The sequence below is a fragment of the Mesorhizobium sp. M6A.T.Cr.TU.014.01.1.1 genome (assembly GCF_004022765.1).
GTDB classification, from domain to species: domain Bacteria; phylum Pseudomonadota; class Alphaproteobacteria; order Rhizobiales; family Rhizobiaceae; genus Mesorhizobium; species Mesorhizobium mediterraneum.
The window spans coordinates 23507-40230 of the sequence record NZ_RZPG01000032.1 but is presented as its reverse complement, the minus strand read 5'-3'; the positions used below and the strand labels follow the sequence as shown (position 1 = coordinate 40230).

The 16724-nt window shown below is 62.9% G+C and carries 23 protein-coding genes; 11 read left to right on the top strand and 12 right to left on the bottom strand.

Features of this window, described 5'->3' with window-relative positions; genetic code table 11:
• Both EN885_RS28180 and EN885_RS28175 read left to right on the top strand, forming a co-directional pair.
• On the top strand, positions 1-846 hold the full coding sequence (locus EN885_RS28180) for a 23S rRNA (adenine(2030)-N(6))-methyltransferase RlmJ (protein WP_128243675.1): 846 nt from the start codon (positions 1-3) through the stop codon (positions 844-846).
• 132 nt (positions 847-978) lie between these two features.
• A complete protein-coding gene (locus EN885_RS28175; RefSeq protein ID WP_095483215.1) occupies positions 979-1431 on the top strand; it encodes a hypothetical protein in 453 nt (150 codons plus the stop codon).
• Here the strand turns inward: EN885_RS28175 and EN885_RS28170 are convergent.
• Entirely contained in the window at positions 1401-1742 is a 342-nt protein-coding gene (locus EN885_RS28170; protein WP_164759264.1) for a transcriptional regulator, read from the bottom strand. The two genes, EN885_RS28175 and EN885_RS28170, sit on opposite strands and share 31 nt — an antisense overlap.
• Before the next feature lie 261 nt (positions 1743-2003).
• Between EN885_RS28170 and EN885_RS28165 the strand changes: the two genes are divergently transcribed.
• Positions 2004-2189, top strand: coding sequence for a hypothetical protein (locus EN885_RS28165; protein ID WP_126107113.1), 186 nt, complete (start codon positions 2004-2006; stop codon positions 2187-2189).
• Positions 2190-2271: 82 nt separating this feature from the next.
• Here the strand turns inward: EN885_RS28165 and EN885_RS33910 are convergent, their stop codons facing one another.
• Positions 2272-3090 carry a hypothetical protein gene (locus EN885_RS33910; protein ID WP_206616858.1) on the bottom strand — a complete coding sequence of 273 codons (819 nt, stop codon included), beginning with the start codon at positions 3088-3090 and terminating at the stop codon, positions 2272-2274.
• Between the two features lie 30 nt (positions 3091-3120).
• On the opposite strand from EN885_RS33910, the gene EN885_RS28155 reads away from it, so the two are divergent.
• The gene (locus EN885_RS28155; RefSeq protein WP_128243677.1) at positions 3121-3717 is read left to right on the top strand and encodes a glutathione S-transferase family protein; all 597 of its coding nucleotides are present in this window, start codon (positions 3121-3123) and stop codon (positions 3715-3717) included.
• Positions 3718-3859: 142 nt separating this feature from the next.
• Here EN885_RS28155 and EN885_RS34345 read toward each other — a convergent pair whose 3' ends face one another.
• Positions 3860-4075: a hypothetical protein gene (locus EN885_RS34345; protein WP_164897933.1), complete on the bottom strand. Its 216-nt coding sequence runs from the start codon at positions 4073-4075 to the stop codon at positions 3860-3862.
• Between the two features lie 375 nt (positions 4076-4450).
• A complete protein-coding gene (locus EN885_RS28145; protein ID WP_128243678.1) occupies positions 4451-5101 on the bottom strand; it encodes an outer membrane protein in 651 nt (216 codons plus the stop codon).
• 406 nt (positions 5102-5507) lie between these two features.
• Here EN885_RS28145 and EN885_RS28140 point away from each other — a divergent pair, with 406 nt between their 5' ends.
• The 5 genes from EN885_RS28140 to EN885_RS28120 all read left to right on the top strand — a co-directional run bounded on the left by EN885_RS28140 (position 5508) and on the right by EN885_RS28120 (position 9814).
• Positions 5508-6284 carry an SDR family oxidoreductase gene (locus EN885_RS28140; RefSeq protein ID WP_128243679.1) on the top strand — a complete coding sequence of 259 codons (777 nt, stop codon included), beginning with the start codon at positions 5508-5510 and terminating at the stop codon, positions 6282-6284.
• Positions 6281-8371 (top strand): excinuclease ABC subunit UvrC, encoded by a 2091-nt coding sequence (gene uvrC, locus EN885_RS28135; protein ID WP_128243680.1) that lies wholly within the window; start codon positions 6281-6283, stop codon positions 8369-8371. The genes EN885_RS28140 and uvrC overlap by 4 nt, the downstream gene beginning before the upstream one ends.
• A gap of 97 nt (positions 8372-8468) precedes the next feature.
• Positions 8469-9065 carry a CDP-diacylglycerol--glycerol-3-phosphate 3-phosphatidyltransferase gene (gene pgsA / locus EN885_RS28130; protein WP_095483221.1) on the top strand — a complete coding sequence of 199 codons (597 nt, stop codon included), beginning with the start codon at positions 8469-8471 and terminating at the stop codon, positions 9063-9065.
• A 1-nt stretch (position 9066) separates the two neighbouring features.
• Entirely contained in the window at positions 9067-9324 is a 258-nt protein-coding gene (moaD, locus tag EN885_RS28125) for a molybdopterin converting factor subunit 1 (protein WP_127205908.1), read from the top strand.
• A gap of 1 nt (position 9325) precedes the next feature.
• Positions 9326-9814, top strand: coding sequence for a molybdenum cofactor biosynthesis protein MoaE (locus EN885_RS28120; protein WP_128243697.1), 489 nt, complete (start codon positions 9326-9328; stop codon positions 9812-9814).
• A gap of 34 nt (positions 9815-9848) precedes the next feature.
• Here the strand turns inward: EN885_RS28120 and EN885_RS28115 are convergent, their stop codons facing one another.
• The 4 genes from EN885_RS28115 to EN885_RS28100 are packed head-to-tail and all read right to left on the bottom strand — an operon-like array spanning position 9849 to position 12421.
• Entirely contained in the window at positions 9849-10346 is a 498-nt protein-coding gene (locus EN885_RS28115) for a DoxX family protein (protein ID WP_128243681.1), read from the bottom strand.
• Between the two features lie 2 nt (positions 10347-10348).
• Entirely contained in the window at positions 10349-11149 is an 801-nt protein-coding gene (locus tag EN885_RS28110; RefSeq protein WP_128243682.1) for a DNA-binding domain-containing protein, read from the bottom strand.
• Positions 11136-12065 (bottom strand): DUF692 domain-containing protein, encoded by a 930-nt coding sequence (locus EN885_RS28105; RefSeq protein ID WP_128243683.1) that lies wholly within the window; start codon positions 12063-12065, stop codon positions 11136-11138. Before EN885_RS28105 ends, EN885_RS28110 begins: the two co-directional genes overlap by 14 nt.
• A gap of 32 nt (positions 12066-12097) precedes the next feature.
• Positions 12098-12421 carry a DUF2282 domain-containing protein gene (locus EN885_RS28100; RefSeq protein ID WP_128243684.1) on the bottom strand — a complete coding sequence of 108 codons (324 nt, stop codon included), beginning with the start codon at positions 12419-12421 and terminating at the stop codon, positions 12098-12100.
• A 282-nt stretch (positions 12422-12703) separates the two neighbouring features.
• Between EN885_RS28100 and EN885_RS28095 the strand changes: the two genes are divergently transcribed.
• Positions 12704-13465 carry a YbaY family lipoprotein gene (locus tag EN885_RS28095; RefSeq protein WP_128243685.1) on the top strand — a complete coding sequence of 254 codons (762 nt, stop codon included), beginning with the start codon at positions 12704-12706 and terminating at the stop codon, positions 13463-13465.
• 145 nt (positions 13466-13610) lie between these two features.
• Here the strand turns inward: EN885_RS28095 and ndk are convergent, their stop codons facing one another.
• The 3 genes from ndk to EN885_RS28080 form a co-directional block, all read right to left on the bottom strand.
• A complete protein-coding gene (gene ndk / locus EN885_RS28090; RefSeq protein WP_023800663.1) occupies positions 13611-14033 on the bottom strand; it encodes a nucleoside-diphosphate kinase in 423 nt (140 codons plus the stop codon).
• A 102-nt stretch (positions 14034-14135) separates the two neighbouring features.
• A complete protein-coding gene (gene bluB / locus EN885_RS28085; protein ID WP_128243686.1) occupies positions 14136-14771 on the bottom strand; it encodes a 5,6-dimethylbenzimidazole synthase in 636 nt (211 codons plus the stop codon).
• A gap of 157 nt (positions 14772-14928) precedes the next feature.
• Complete coding sequence (locus EN885_RS28080) at positions 14929-15621, bottom strand: glutathione S-transferase family protein (protein ID WP_128243687.1); 693 nt, start codon at positions 15619-15621, stop codon at positions 14929-14931.
• Positions 15622-15792: 171 nt separating this feature from the next.
• Between EN885_RS28080 and EN885_RS28075 the strand changes: the two genes are divergently transcribed.
• Positions 15793-16305 (top strand): DinB family protein, encoded by a 513-nt coding sequence (locus EN885_RS28075; protein WP_095483231.1) that lies wholly within the window; start codon positions 15793-15795, stop codon positions 16303-16305.
• Positions 16306-16407: 102 nt separating this feature from the next.
• Here EN885_RS28075 and EN885_RS28070 read toward each other — a convergent pair whose 3' ends face one another.
• On the bottom strand, positions 16408-16710 hold the full coding sequence (locus EN885_RS28070; RefSeq protein WP_127206626.1) for a DUF982 domain-containing protein: 303 nt from the start codon (positions 16708-16710) through the stop codon (positions 16408-16410).
• Between the last annotated feature and the right edge of the window lie 14 nt (positions 16711-16724).

Genomic DNA, 16724 nt, shown 5'->3' with positions numbered 1-16724 from the left:
GTGAATTATCGCCACGCCTATCACGCCGGAAACTTCGCCGATGTCGTCAAGCATGTCGTGCTGAGCCGGCTCGTCGAATATCTGAAACAGAAGGACAAGGCGTTTCGCGTCATCGACACCCATGCCGGCATCGGCCGCTACGACCTGTCGTCGACCGAAGCGCAAAAGACCGGCGAATGGCAAGGCGGCATCGGCCGGCTGGTCGATGCCGCATTGGATGCGCCGGCGGCAGCACTCCTGGCGCCTTATCTGGAAGCCGTCCGTTCGCTCAATCCCGAAGGCGGCGTGAAAAAATATCCGGGCTCGCCGCTGATCGCGCGTCATCTCATGCGCAAGCAGGACCGGCTGTCGGCGATCGAATTGCATCGCCAGGATGCCGCTAAGCTGAGGGCGCTGTTCCAAGGCGATTTCCAGACCCGGGTGATCGAGCTCGACGGCTGGCTGGCGCTCGGCGCGCATCTGCCGCCGAAGGAAAAGCGCGGCCTCGTGCTGGTCGATCCGCCGTTCGAGGAGGAGGGCGAGTTCGCCCGCTTGGTCGACGGGCTGCAGAAAGCGCACAAGCGCTGGCCGGGCGGCATCTATGCGCTGTGGTACCCGGTCAAGGATCGCAAGGCGGTCGCCGCCTTCCGGAAGGCGCTGGTGCAGTCGGGCATTCCGAAGCTGCTCGACATCGGCTTCGAGATCAGGCCGCCATCGGCCGAGCCCAGCCTCGACGGCAGCGGCATGGTGGTGGTCAACCCGCCGTTCACGCTGGAAGGTGAATTGCGCACGCTGCTGCCGGCGCTACATAGGCTTCTCGTGGTCGAACAGCCGGCGCACTGGACGCTGGAATGGCTGGCGGCATAGGGCGGCAGAGGTGTTCGCGCGCCTGCCTCGGTTGAAGGCAATTTCAAACTAAGAAACCATCGTCTCTACAACCGCTTGACCGCGCGCAAGCGAATCCGCACAGTGCGCGCAAATCGACCATAAGAGGCTGCCATGACTCGCTTCGCCCAATCCGCCCTTGCCGCACTGATCGCCCTTTGCACGCCGCTCGGCACATCCCTCGCTGTCACTCAGGCAGCAAAAGCGGCCGACCTTGCCGTCTATACCGACGAAGACAGCGGCGTTTGCGGCGAGGCCTGGGTGCTGAACAAGATCACCAGCCGCTTCTCCTACCAGGTGCACCACGTGCCGAATCTGCCCGATGTGGAGATCACCGATTTCCAGCGCATCCACCAGCACCGCTATTTCCCGGCCAACGACACCTGGCCGATCGGCCGCCGTTATTGCGGCGCCACCGTCAGCCTCTCCGACGGCCACGCCCGCACCATCTGGTATCTGATCGAGGAAGGGCAGGGCTTTGCCTCGATCGGCGACAACGTCGAATTCTGCGTCTCGGGCTTCGACCGCTGGATGGTCTACAACGGTCGCTGCCGCGTCCTGCGCTGAACGCGTTTAACTGGCTGCTCCGCCTCATCGAGAATTTTGCGAAGGAAGGCGACGTGACCGCGAAAGGCGCGTCGTCCGATTGACGTCGCCCTGACGCGCGTTTGCGGCCGGCGTCCGACGAACAGCTTTTCGACATCGATATATCCCGCCTTGGCAAGCGTATCGATATGCGCGCCGAGATTGCCGTCAGTCGCATCGACGATGGCCTTCAATCGGGTGAATTCCAGCGCTTCGCGCCTTTCCAGAGAATTCAGCGTCGCCATGATCCTGAGCCGCACGCTCTGGTGGATGATTTCGTCGGCAGCCATCATCGGGCCTGCTGTGGTGTCCGGCGTTCCGTCTCACTGATCTCGGCCAGCGCTACTCGATCTTGCGCGAATGACATTGCGCTTCTCCCGCATACTGCAGAATACTCTGTGAGATGGAGTAATCTGTCAATCCTAGCAAAAAGGAACGATGCAAGCGAAGGCCGTTGCCCTCATAGAGATCAGGCAAGCTCATGGCGCAGAACGGATCGCGCTTTGCTTTTGTCGCTTGTGTAGACCGTCCGTTTGCACAAGACGACGAGATCAATGAAGCAGCGCATCATGGTGTTGCCGGTCGATGATCAACGAGCAAAAACGCTTGCTAACCTTCAGCGTTTCGTAGCGGGATTGGTTCCGGTAAAGCGGGCAGAATGTCTGTCGCAAACCCTCGGCAAAGGTCGAAGAGCAGCAGCGGCATTTTGTGAAATCAGCACGAGCTTGTGTCGCCTGTAACCAAAACTTAAACTGCAAAATTCATGCTGATGCTTCGCTGGCTAGCAAGCCGCGAGTCAGATATGCATTGCACGCCGGGTCACTAATGGCCGTCGGCACAACGGAAGGGGCATGACATGGCTAAACAGTCATCCAAAGCGCCGGCATCCAAGTCACCGGCAAAGAAGTCACCAGCAAAGAAAGCACCGGCAAAAGCAGCGGCGGCGAAAGTCGCAACCGCTGTGAAGAAAGCGGCACCTGCTGCCAAGCCGAAGGCCGCCGCGGCCAAGGCAAAAGCAGCGCCGGCCAAGAAGCCGGCCGCGAAAGCCGCGGCAAAACCGGCAGTGAAGAAAGCAGCGCCTGCCAAGGCCAAAGCGGCACCTGCCAAGGCCAAGGCTGCGCCGGCCAAGGCAAAAGCAGCTCCGGCCAAGAAGCCAGCTGCAAAGGCCGCGGCAAAGCCGGCAGTGAAAAAAGCTGCACCTGCCAAGTCTGCACCGGCCAAGAAGGCTGCGCCCGCAAAGAAAGCGGCGGCAGCGAAGTCTTCCGCAGCCGTGAAGAAAGCAGCGCCTGCGGCCAAGCCGAAGGCGGCGCCTGCGAAGGCGAAGGCCAAGAAGTAAATCGCCTTTCTTCGCACGCGGAGGGCAGTACTGAGGACAGTTGAGGGCGGGTGCCGGACAGGCGCCTCGCTCGCTGGTTCGGTGCTCGGGCGAGCAGACAGAGGCGGAGGGAAGACAGCTTTTCGCAGCTCCCAGGACTTCGCGCTACGGCGAAGTCCGGTGGGGCATTTCCTTGCGCCCGGAAGGACAGATCTGCTCACGTCTGCTCTGCTTATCGCGTCTAGATCGATGTTGAGACAACTGCTGCTTGCTGGCGGCTGGTTTTCCCGCTTTTGGCCGTTGATCGGCGGAAGCTGATCGGTCAACAGTGCCCGCTGGCAAACAGGAACCCGATCATGCCCAGACTGCTCTACGCTGCCACGTCCCCCTACAGTTCAAAGGTGCGCATGGCCGCGCTTTATGCCGGCATTGCCGTCGATCTCGTGCCGGTAAAAACCGAAGACAAGCCGGCTGAGCTGATCGGCGCCAACCCGCTCGGCAAGATTCCAACGCTGGTGCTCGACGACGGTCGTCCGATTCACGACAGCCGCGCCATTACCCAGCATCTCAATCGCGTGTCGAAGAACGCGCTGTTTCCGCGCAATCCCGACAAGCGCCTCGAGGCGGAAGTGCTTGAAGCGCTGGCCGATGGCATCTGCGACTGCGCGCTGTCGATGGTCTATGAGCGGCGCACGCGCCCCGAAGACATGGTGTACCAGCCCTGGCTCGACCGCCAGTGGGCGAAAATAACCGGCGCGCTCGATCTGCTCAACGCCAATCCGCCAAAGCTGCCCAAGAAGATCACCGCCGGCCAGATGGCGCTGCGCGCCTGCCTTGGCTATCTCTCACTGCGCTTTGCCGGAAAATGGGAAAAGGGCCGCAGCCGGCTGGTCCGCTGGGCAGCGCGTTTCGACGAGAAGTTCCCGGAGCTCAAACCCTGCGTTCCGGGGTGAGTGCCTGAAGCGGGGCTGCCGACCGATGGGTGGCGATTTGATCTGTCGTTTACTTGCCCTGATCATTTGTCTGTCCGCTTGCGCTGGCATTGGGCTTGAACTCAGCACCTTGATGAATGGTGGCGCCTCGATATTCGGCTCGCTATGGGTGTTGATGGGATATTTCACGATCCTGACCAACGGTCTTGTCGCCGTTGTATTCGGAGCCGCCGCATTCCTCGGGGAGCGTTTCGATCACCCACGGTTGGTGGCGGGGGTTGCCGCCGTCATGGCCTTGGTCGGCGTGATTTTCGCGTTGCTGCTCCAAGGGCTGCGCACCTTGGCCGGCGCCACCGCTGAAGCAAACTTTCTGCTCCATCAGCTCAACCCTGTTCTTGTCGTATTGTTCTGGCTGCTGTTCACGCGAAAGGGGACGCTCTCGTGGCGCGATCCGCTTCTCTGGGCGCTCTATCCCCTGGTGTATCTAGCCTATGCCCTGGCTCGTGGCGCCGCTGAAGGGAAATACGCTTACCCGTTCATAGATGTGTCCGCGAATGGCTGGGTCGGGGCGATGTCAAATGCCGTCGTGATCGCTCTCGGTTTTGTCGCAGCAGCCGAAAGCCCTGGTTCTGGTCGACAGGGTGCTGGCTCGACGCTGAACTTGAGATCACGCAGGCTGTGCCGACAGGCAGGCGCCGGGCACAAAAAAAGCCGGGCACGAGGCCCGGCTTTTTCGTGTCGTGGCTTGGACGACTTAGAACTTCATACCGACGCCGAAGGTGACGCGGTTGTCGCTGGACTTGACCTTGCCAACACCGTCAAAGTCCTTGTCGCCGAAGTCGGTGTAGCGATACTCGACACGGCCGAACACATTGTCGGTGATCTTGATGTCGGTGCCGACGCCGGCCGTCCAGCCGAGCATGGTGTTTTCGTCGCTGACGCCAGCGGCTTCGATCTCCTGGTTCTTCAGCGCGCCGCCGGCGGTGCCGTAGAGCAGGATCTCCGGGGTGACGGCGTAGCCGAGGCGGGCGCGCAGCGAGCCTTCGAAGCCGCCTTTAGCCTCGATGCCAGCATCGTCGCCCTCGATGCCGCTATAGCCGATATCGGCTTCAGCACCGTACACGAAGTTCTCCTGCTGCCACTGATAGCCGCCGAAGACGCCGCCGACGAATCCATCGGTGCCGACGTCGACGCCGACATCCGTGGCATCGGCATGGCCGCTGAAGCCGTAGCCGACGCTCACACCGGCATAGGGACCAGCCCAGGACGCGACGGGAAGTTCGGCGATCGGGGCGGGTGCCGGCGGCTCTTCCGAGATCACGTCAGCAGCATAGGCGGTTCCGCCGAGGGCGAAAAGCCCGAACGCCACCGCCAGCGGTCGCGCAAATTTAAGATTGGCTTGCATTGTTCTTTACTCCTTAAGCCACAGGCACAGGCTTGCTTTTCACGAGCGCCCTCAACCCGCCGGGGGGATAAACGGATCTGGCGCTCAACGGTTCCGAATGTCGTGTCGAAATACGGCTGAAGCGAACCTGAACTTGGGTCATTACCGGGCACGAATGAGGCCGAACTTTGACGTTGCATCTGCGCAACAGATGGTGTCAGGAGGCTTTGCAATGCTGCGCTGAACACGGCTTGGAGCAAGGAGTCCAGCACCCTATATTGCGGTCTGGCGGCCAAGTCCCGGCCAGTTGCGAAAGACCGATCCGGCCGCTTTGCCACAATGCTGCCCAAGGTACGAACGGCATTTAACGCTTGGCCGGCCATATTTCGCCGTCGGGCTGAAATCGAGGCCATTGAGGATTGACAGGATGAGCAAGGCCGCTGGAACGGCACTGGTGACGGGCGGGGGCAAGCGGATCGGCAAGGCTATCGTCGAGGATCTTGCCGCGAACGGTTTTGCCGTCGCCATCCATTGCAACCGCTCGCGGGCCGAGGCGGAAGCGCTGGCCGCGCGGATCAATGGCGGCCATTTTGGCCAGGATGGCCGCGCCGCTGTGGTCGCCGCCGACCTGACCGATATGACCGCGGTCGGCGACCTGGTCGGCCGCGCCGAAGCCGCGCTCGGACCTGTTACACTGCTGGTCAACAATGCCTCGCTGTTCGTGGACGATACGGTTCAGGACTTCGACTGGCTTGCCTGGGACCGTCACTTCGCCATCCATGTGAAGGCGCCGGCACTTTTGGCGCAAAAGTTCGCCCGCGCGCTGCCGGAAGGCCAGGAGGGGCTGATCGTCAATATGATCGACCAGCGCGTCTGGCGCCCGACGCCACGCTATTTCTCCTATGCGCTGTCGAAATCGACTTTGTGGACGCAGACGCAGATGATGGCGCAGGCGCTGGGACCTCGTATTCGCGTCAACGCCATCGGCCCCGGCCCGACGCTGAAGAGCGCACGCCAGGACGACAGCGATTTTGCCGCTCAGGTCGACGGCCTGATCCTGAAGCGCGGCCCGGAATTGCCTGAATTCGGCGCCACCATCCGCTATCTCTGGGGCGCGCGCTCGGTCACCGGCCAGATGATAGCGCTCGACGGCGGCCAGCACCTTGCATGGCAGACGCCGGATGTGACAGGCATTGTCGAATGAGTCCCATGGACCAGAAACACAAACGAGGCAGCGCCGCCGACGACCTGCCCCCCGATATCGACATCGAGGACGAGGCGGCGGAGGAGATCGTCGAGTCTTCAGCTCCCGGTCCCAGTGGCCCCGAGGTCGCCTTCACCGCCATCGATTGGACGCCGCATGCCGGCGATGCCGACGGCATGGTCGGCGCTGAAGTCATCCAGACGCTGGTCAAACGGCTGCCCAACGCGCCCGGCGTCTACCGCATGATGAATGCCGCAGGCGACGTGCTCTATGTCGGCAAGGCGCGCAGCCTGAAGAAGCGGGTGACCAATTACGCGCAAGGCCGTTTCCACACCAGCCGCATCGGCCGGATGGTGCGCGAGACGTCGACGATGGAATTCGTCGTCACCCGCACCGAGATCGAAGCGCTGCTGTTGGAAGCCAACCTTATCAAGCGCTTGCGGCCGCGCTTCAATGTTCTGATGCGGGACGACAAGTCGTTCCCCTATATCCTGCTGACCGGCGATCATGTCTCGCCCGGCATCTACAAGCATCGCGGCGCGCGTTCGCGCAAGGGCGACTATTTCGGCCCCTTCGCCTCGGCCGGCGCGGTCGGCCGCACCATCAATTCGCTGCAGCGCGCCTTCCTGCTCAGGAGCTGCACCAACTCCTTCTACGAGAACCGCACCCGGCCTTGCCTGCTGTTCCAGATCAAGCGCTGCGCCGGCCCGTGCACCGGCGAGATCTCGCATGGCGACTATGCCAGGCTGGTCGCCGAGGCGAAGGACTTCCTCTCCGGCCGCAGCCAGAAGGTGAAGACCGATATCTCCGCCGCCATGCAGCAGGCCTCGGAGAATCTCGATTTCGAGAGGGCCGCCATCTATCGCGACCGGCTGGCGGCGCTGTCGCATGTGCAGAGCCACCAGGGCATCAACCCGCAGACCGTCGATGAGGCCGATGTCTTCGCCATCCATCAGGAGGGCGGCCAGGTCTGCATCCAGGTGTTCTTCTTCCGCACCGGCCAGAACTGGGGCAACCGCGCCTATTTCCCCAAGGCCGATCCAGCGCTGGAGGGATCGGAAGTGCTGGGCTCGTTCCTGGCGCAATTCTATGATGACAAGCCGACGCCGCGTGCCATTCTGTTGTCGCATGGTGTCGAGGACCAGGAATTGCTGGCGGAGGCTCTCTCCACCCGCGCGGGTCGCAAGGTGGCGATCTCGGTGCCGCAGCGCGGCGAGAAGAAGGATTTGACTGACAACGCACTGCAGAATGCCCGCGAGGCGCTCGGCCGCCGACTGGCCGAAACCTCGACGCAAGGGCGGCTGCTCACTGGCTTCGCCGAGACCTTCGGCCTGAAAAAGCCGCCGGCGCGCATCGAGGTCTACGACAACTCGCACATCATGGGCACCAACGCCGTCGGCGCCATGGTCGTCGCCGGGCCGGAAGGCTTCGTCAAGAACCAGTACCGGAAATTCAACATCCGCTCGACCGAGATCACGCCGGGAGACGATTTCGGCATGATGCGCGAGGTGATGGAGCGGCGCTTTTCGCGGCTGCTGAAGGAACATGGCGATGTGCCGCAGAGCGAACTGCCGGCGGACGACGCCGCCCCGAGTGAACATGAGGACGATATCGAGGACACCGGCGGTTTCCCGGCCTGGCCCGACGTCATCCTCATCGACGGCGGCCAGGGCCAGATGACGGCGGTGCGAAAAGTGCTCGCCGATCTCGGCATCGAGGACCGTGTCGTGGCAATCGGCATCGCCAAGGGACAGGACCGTGACGCCGGCCGCGAACGCTTCTTCGTCAGGGGCAGGGATTCGTTTTCGCTCCCCGTTCGTGATCCGGTGCTCTACTTCGTCCAGCGGCTGCGCGACGAGGTTCACCGCTTCGCCATCGGCTCGCACCGCGCCCGCCGCAAGAAGGAGATGGTCAAGAGTCCGCTCGACGAGATCAGCGGCATCGGCCCCGGCCGCAAGCGCGCGCTGCTCATGCATTTCGGCACTGCCAAGGCGGTTAGCCGCGCCGCGATCGAGGATTTGGTCAAGGTCGATGGTATATCCGAGCAGGTGGCGAAGCTGGTCTACAACCATTTTCACGAGAGTTGATGGATTGCTATTTTCGGTTGGTCCATCGACTATCGCCTGTTGACCCCCCACCTTCGCTTCTGATTTGAGTACGCAGGCAGAAAGAGTTCCCAAAAATATGGCCCAGCGCGCATTCAACCTGCCCAACATGCTCACTTACGCCCGCATCCTTGCGGTGCCGCTGGTTGTGCTGTGTTTTTTTCTCGAAGGGCATCTGAAGTCGAGCGACTTCGCCCGCTGGTCGGCGCTGATCATTTTCCTGCTCGCCTCGATCACCGACTATCTCGACGGCTATCTGGCGCGCGCCTGGCAGCAGACCTCGAATATCGGCAAGATGCTCGACCCGATCGCCGACAAGTTGCTGGTCGCTACTTGCCTGCTGCTGCTGGCGGCCGACACCGATCGCCATGCCGGCATCGCCGGCTGGTCGCTGTGGGCGGCGATCATCATCCTGTGCCGCGAGATCCTGGTCTCGGGCCTGCGCGAATATCTGGCGGCGCTGAAGGTCTCGGTGCCGGTGACGCAGCTGGCAAAGTGGAAGACCGCCATCCAGATGGTCGCCATCGCCTTCCTGCTGGCGGGACCTGCCGGCGACAAGATCTTCCCGCTGACCACGCAGACCGGGCTGGTGCTGTTGTGGATCGCCGCCTTGGTCACGCTCTACACCGGCTACGATTATTTCCGCGCCGGCCTCAAGCACATCATGGACGAGTAGCATGTCGACGAAGCTCATTTATTTCGCCTGGGTGCGCGAGCGGATCGGCAAGCCGGAAGAGGATGTCGAATTGCCCGTCGGCATCGAGACCGTGGCCGACCTGCTGCGCTGGCTGAAATCGCGCGGCGAGGAGTACGAGAACGCGCTGCAATATCCTGATGTGATCCGCGTCGCCATCAACCAGGAACATGTCGAGCACCGCGAGAAGATATCAGGCGCGCGCGAGATCGCGCTGTTCCCGCCGATGACGGGTGGCTGAAATGCCCGGCGCGGTGGTGCCGACGGTGCGCATCCAGGCGGAGAATTTCGATGTCGCCGCCGAGATCATCAAGATGACGCAAGGCCGCGCCGACATCGGCGCCGTGGTGACTTTCTCGGGTCTCTGCCGCGATGAGGCGGGCAGGCTCGCGGCACTCGAGCTCGAGCACTATCCCGGCATGGCCGAGGCCGAGATCGGCCGCATCGCCGCCGAGGCGGTCGCCCGGTGGCCGCTGCAGGGCCTCACCGCCATCCATCGCCATGGCAGGATCGCGCCGGGCGAAAACATCGTGCTGGTGGTCGCAGCCTCCGCGCACCGGCAGGCGGCGTTCGAGGCGGCGAATTTCCTGATGGATTACCTGAAATCGCGCGCGCCGTTCTGGAAGAAGGAACACCACACCGACGGCTCGCAAGGCGGCTGGGTCGACGCCAAGGAGGCCGACGACGAGGCCGCAAGCCGCTGGAAGCAGGCCGTGCCGAAACGAAATTGATGCTTCGCGTCACCGCCAGAGGCGTGGAAGCCCATCAGCCCTTGTCGGCGCCGATCCAGTGATCGAGCGCAATCCGGCCGGGTCCCCACGCCATGATGCCAAGCGCCATCGCCGCCCAGGTGATGTGCAGCGGCCAGCCGTCCGGCACGGTGAGCTGTATGACCAGCGTCATCAGCAGCAGGCCGAATGCCGCCAGTCGTGTCGCCAGGCCGAGGACAAGAAGAATTGGCAGCAGGATTTCCGCCGATCCTGAGACGAACGCCACCAGCCCAGGTGCGGGGAAATCGTAAGGGCCGCCGGGCAGATGCAGCTTGAGCTCCGAACTGAAAAGCAGCACGGCAACATCGTTCAACTGCAAAAAGCCGTCCCATTTGTTGATACCGGACCGCCAGAACGGGACGGCGAGTGCGCAGCGCAGGACGAGCTGCGTCAGCGACGGCGTGGCACTCGTGCGAAGGGCGGCATTCACCCTCTCGACGAGGGCGGCTATCCCTCGCGGCTCGGTGCTGGCGTTCTGCCCATGGTTCGTCATGGTCATCCTCGCTGGTGTGCCGCTGTGAAGGCGCCCGCTTGCAGCAGGCCGGCAATGTTGGCGGAAAGATCGAATTCGGCACGCTCCGCAAATGCCGCCGCAGCCGCCGCGCCGAGCGGCTCGCCCGCCACGAGGCGATCCAGAAAAACAGCGCCGCCCGGTGGCAGGTGGCGAACAAACACTTCGAGGCCGGGCCGCGTGACCAGCGCGTCTTCAGGGCCGCCCGCCTGGATCCGCCCGACAGGACCGTCGCTCCGGTTTGCCGCAAAGATCGTCACGACCGGATAGCGCGAGCATATGGCGCGCGTTGCCGGGTGCGGCACGAACACGGTATCGGCCAGTCGCTCGGGCGGGATCGACGCCAGTGCTCCGGAAGCCAACGGTTCCGCGTCAGCGGCATGATAGGCATCGAGCCAACCCCGCTCCAGGCGCGCCACATCGGCCAGCCACGGCATCGACTGCGCGTATTCATAGCGCTCGATGAAATCGGGAAAGTCGCGGCCGTATTCGAACAGAAGCGGCGAGGTGGGTGGCGTTTCGCGGACATGAAAGCGCGCCATCGCGCGAAAGAAGTCCGGGCCGGTGATGCGCAGCGTCGCTGGAAAACTGGCGGCCAGCGCATCGATCAGGCTGACCGTGACGTTGTTGCGGTAGACCGCATATCGCTTGACCGCAGCCTTCCCGTTCGGCCCCGAGACAGCGTCAGGCGGGACACAATCAGGATCGAGCAAACCGGCGGTGAATGCCGCGGCATAGTCGAACCGGCGGCCGAGATCGCCCGATTGGAGCTCATCCTGCGGCATGGGCTTTTCCGAATATACAATGGCTGTCGGCATGACGATCGAGGATCGCTTGGGCGGCGGCGGCTTCCGCCTTGAGCACCGGCCAATCGGGAATGTCGCTGTCCCATTCGATCAGCGTCGGCAGCGGCCCGCATCGGCCGATAACGATATCGAAAAGCGTCCAGACCGCGTCGGCGACCGGGCCGTCATGGCTGTCGATGAGCAGCAGATCGCCCTCGTCATCCTCCTGCTCGGCGTGCCCGGCCAGATGGATTTCGCCGACATGATCGAGCGGGAAATCCGCGAGGTAGGAAAGGGCTGAGTAGCCGTGATTGGTGGCCGAAACGAAGACGTTGTTGATGTCGAGCAGCAAGCCGCAACCGGTACGCCGCATCAGCTCGCGGATGAAATCCGTCTCGCTCATCGTCGCTTCCAGGAAAAGGACGTAGGTCGAGGGGTTCTCGAGCAGGATCGGGCGGCCGATCGCCTCCTGCACTTCGTCGATGTGATCCGCCACGCGCAAAACCGTTGCCGGCGTATAGGGCAGGGGAAGCAGGTCGTTGTAATAGGTGGTGTCGTGGGTCGACCAGGCGAGATGCTCGGAAACGAGCGCCGGCTCATAGCGGTCGACGAGCGCCTTGAAACGACCGAGATGGGCTTTGTCGAGCGGCCGCGGTCCGCCAATCGACATGCACACCCCATGCAGTGAAACGGGATAGTCGCGGCGGATCTTGGTCAGCGCATCGTGCGGCGGGCCGCCGGCGCCCATGTAGTTTTCGGCGTGGACCTCGAAGAAACCGTCTTTTGGGTCGTCGCCGAGGATCGCGGGTAGATGCTCGTGCTTGAAGCTGGTGCCGGCAAGGCTGGCGACCCGGTGCGCCGGAAAGCGCGAGGTTTTCGACATGCACGACGCTGGGTGAGTGGCCAGACCGTTCATCTTCGTCTCCGCTTTCCGGGCGGTTGCATTGCTTACGACGGGATGTCGCGGGTCAGCTCCGTGGGCGAGCCCTTGCGGTCGCCGGGCAGGTCCATCGTCGTGCAGGTGCCGCCATCGACAAACTTCCAGGCGTTGCCCTGGTAATCGACAGTCGAGGTGCCTTGGCAGGTCGTGCCAGGTCCTGCTGCGCAGTCGTTCTGCCCCTTCAGGGCGACGCCAAAGCACTTCTCCTTGCCGGCATCCATCGCTGCCTTGACCTGTGCCTCGGACAGCGGCGCGGCTGTCGCAAAAGAAGCAAGAGCCGTGGCAACGGCGCCGGCCAGAAATGCCGCGCTCACGGTTGATCTTGTTGACATGATTTCACCTCCGGTTGGGTTGTTGAGCGCGCCGTTCCTCAAGCGCGCATTGGTCAGTTCGGTCCCGAGGCTCGCTGTGTTACATCTTTTTGGGAACACGACTTCGTGATCGCCTGGGCCTGGCTTGAGCAAAATTTTGCCGGTCACGCCAAAAGAGACCGACGACAAGCCCGCAAGCCGCCGGAACGCACCGTCGTGCGAATAGTCCGTGTTGGCGCCACGGAACCACCGCAATCCTGCGAGACCTTCCGACCAGTTTGGTGCGCTATGGGGAGCAGGATCATGCTGGGCAGGATTGCCGAGTTCTTCATCTTCGGTGTCGTGCCGCTGGTCGTTGGTATACTGGTGGTGCCTGAGTTGTCCGTTGCTGCCGAGAGGACCCTGAAGGGCGAGGTGATGTATCGCGAGCGCATCGCGCTGCCGCCCAACGCCGTGCTTTCCGTGCAGCTTGCCGATGTCTCGCTGGCCGATGCGCCAGCCACTGTCATCGGCGAGCATAAGGTCGCGCCGGCCGGCCAGGTGCCGATCAAGTTCGAGATCAGCTTTGATCCCCAGGTGATCCGGCCTGGCATGACCTATGCGCTGCAGGCGCGCATCACCGTCGACGACAGGCTGTTGTTCATCTCCGATACGCGCCACCAGGTCGATCCGCTGAGCAACGCGCCGCAGACCATCATGCTGAAGATGGTGAGCGAAAAACCGGCATCGGCCCCGGTATTCGGGCAGAGCTGGCTGATCGAATATATCGACGGCATTGGTGTGATCGCCGAGCCGCAGGCGACGTTCAGGATCGACGAGGCCGGCAAGGCCGGCGGCAGCGGCCCTTGCAACGTCTACTTCGCCACCGCAAAAGTCGATGGTTCGACCATCGCCATCAGTGACATCGGTTCGACCTTTAAGGCCTGCGCGTCCGACGTCATGGCTGAGGAAAAGGCGCTGTTCGAGGCACTGGCCAAGGCGGCATCATATCACGTCGACGCCGGCAAGCTCATCATCGTCGACAAGGACAACCGCGTCATCCTGCGCTTCAATGCCGCGACCTGATCGCTCAAAAAACCGGTTTCGGTTTTTGAGCATCATGCGCAGTTGGAGGTGTCGGCCCCGGCCTCCGGTGCTGGATCGCCGCACGAAAAAAGGCCAGCATTGCGCTGGCCTTTTTTCATATGACATGTTGATCTGGACTATCAGCTCAGCCGACGATCTCGGTGTCCGAGAACCAGTATTTGATTTCCTGCGCGGCGGTCTCCGGCGCGTCGGAGCCGTGTACCGAATTCTCGCCGATCGACAGCGCGTGCACCTTGCGGATGGTGCCTTCGGCGGCGTTGGCCGGGTTGGTGGCGCCCATCACGTCGCGGTTTTTGGCAATGGCGTTCTCGCCTTCCAGCACCTGCACGACGGTCGGGCCCGACGACATGGACTCGACCAGCTCGCCGAAGAACGGACGATCCTTGTGGACGGCATAAAAACCTTCCGCCTCGCGGCGGCTCATCCACACCCGGCGCGAGGCGACGACGCGCAGGCCAGCTTCTTCGAGCATCTGGGTGATGGCGCCGGTGAGATTGCGCCGGGTCGCGTCCGGCTTGATCATGGAAAATGTGCGTTCGAGCGCCATGGGGTCGTCCTTGTGATGGAGAATGGAATTGAGGGTGGCGGGCTCTATACAAGCCGCCCGGCTTGTTGCCAAGGGGAGGTGCTCGACAGGGGAGGTGCTCAGTCAGCGCGTTATGATGGTCGAAGCGCGCCGGACCTCCCAGCCCTCCCGTTCCAGCTCCGGCACGCTGTGGTTCTCGCAGGGGTAGCCGACGCAGAAGTAGCCGATCAGCGTCCACTCGGGCGGCGCGTCGAGGATCGTCGCCATCTCGGCCGGATCGAGGATCGAGACCCATCCCATGCCTATTCCTTCGGCGCGCGCCGCCAGCCAAAAGGTATGGATCGCCATCACCGCCGAATACTCGATGGTCGCGGGCATGGTCAGGCGGCCGAGGCCATGCCCCTGTTCTGTCGCGCGATCGGCGAAAACCGCGAATTGACAAGGCGCCTCGTTCAGCCCGGCGAGCTTCAGGCGCGCATAGAGCGCGGCGCGTTCGCCGCCGAACGATGCGAGCGCCTCCGCATTGGAGTGCTCAAAGCAGGCCCTGACGGCGGCACGGCATTCCGCACTCTCGACCATGACGAAACGCCAGGGCTGGCTCAGCCCGACCGAGGGCGCAATGCTGGCAACATCAAGCAGCCGCTCCAGCGCGCCTTCGGGAAGCGGCGTCGGCTTGAATCGCCTGACGTCCCGCCGCCACCGGAAGAGGTCGACCAGCTGGGCGCGAAAATCTTCCGGGAATTGCGGGCCTGACGTCATGGTGTCGTGTTGCCTTTGGGAGGGAGTAGGGGAATAGGGCAGTAAGGCAGTAAGGTAGTAAGGTAGTAAGGGAAGTCACGGCGACGCGCATACCTACTGCCCTACTGCCTTACTGCCTTACTGCCCTACTCCCCTATTCCCCTATTCCCCTATTCCCCTATACAGCCGCCGCCACCTTGCGGCCGAGGCCGTCATGCAGATCGAGGCAGCGCTCGAACCACTGCGCCACCGCATCGCTGTCGTCGAGCAACCGGTAGGGCGAGGCGATGCGCGCCCATTGCAGCGCGCCGAAGACGATGTAGTCGGCAAACAGCGGTGATTGGCCGCCGATGAACGGCTGATAGGCGAGCGTCGAGCGCAACGGCTCCAGCGAGGCGCGGAAGGCGTCTAGGCCGGTGTCTCGCGCCGCCATCACCTCTTCCAGCCTCTTGCCGAAGCGCTGCTCGCGGCTCTGGCGGAAATAGGCGGCGTTCGCCTCGTCCTGCATGGCGTGGAGGTCCATGATCGCCGCAGTGGTGACATAGGGGTGGATGGTCAGTTGCGACCAGCGTTCGATGAACCGCGCCATCGCCTTGCCGCCGTCGCCGGAAAACAATGTCGGCCGCTCAGGATAGGCCTCGTCGAGATAGAGCGCGATGGCGAAGGAATCGGCGACCACCTTCTGGCCGTCGCGGATCACCGGAACGAGCTTTGAAACGCCGCCTTCGACAGTGGGCACTTCGAGAAAGCGTGTCGGCACGGTTGAGACGTCGAGCCCTTTGTGGGCGAGCGCCATCGCCGCCTTCCAGCAATGCGGGCTGAACGGACGGGCAGCATCGCGTCCGACGAGGTCATAGAGCAGAATGGTCATTGGCGGCGGCTTCCTTGCGGTCTACTAGAACGAGGTGCGTCCACTTGGATGCACAAAGTATGCTCTAGCGTTTTTGAATCTACGCATCGTGTTTTTTCCGAAAAACGGTACCGATTTTTGGGCCGATGCGGTAGGCACCCGGAACGGGGTCTTGCGGGTCGGGAGAAAAAGATGAGACAGCACTTCATGATGTTTGCGGCCTACAATCAGTGGGCCAATAGCCGCATCTACGATGCCGCGGCCGATCTCGACGACGAAGAATTCCACCGCAATGTCGGTGCTTTCTTCGGCTCGATAATGGGCACGCTCAACCATGTTCTGACCGCCGACCGCATCTGGATGAGGCGGTTTACCGGCGAGGGCGACGCGCCGGCCAGGCTCGACACGATCCTGCACCGCGCCTTGCCGGGCTTGCGGCTGGCGCGCGAGGCCGAAGACAAGAGGATCATCGACTGGGTCGGGGCGTTGAGCGACAAGGCTTTGTCCGGCCGCTTCTCCTACATGACCGTCTCTGACATGCGCACCGTGTCGCAGAGATTGGCGCCGGCGCTCGATCATTTCTTCAACCACCAGACCCATCACCGCGGCCAGGCGCACACGATCCTAACCGTTCTGGGCCGGCCTTCGGTGTCACTCGACCTGACGCTGTTCCAGCGTAGCGACGAGGGGCGCGCCTACGCCTGATTTGGGATCATCCGGATCGATCATGATCGATTGAAAGTAAAACCCGTCGAAGATGTGCAGCATCTCGACGGGTCACGCTCGCAAAGGAGGCCTAGCCAGGCGTCAGGCGGCGTATCCGCCCTGGCCTCGGGCGACCGGCTTGACTGAGACCGCCGGCTGCGCCGAAGGCCAGAGAATGCCTGCCGTCACCGCGAGGGTGATCAAGGCATCGCGTGCCGCTTCCGGCGAGATCTCGCCGGCGCGTGCTGCCTCGCAGGCCTTCACCGCCGCGCCATAGCTCAGGCGTCGTCGCGATGGCGGGAACTCGGTCAGGAACTCATGCATGTCGAAGAGCGAAGCGATCATGCGCTTATGGCCGGCGCCGACGGTAACGGCGACCGGGGTGAAGGGCATCGTGTCGTGCATTCTGGCCTCTCGTA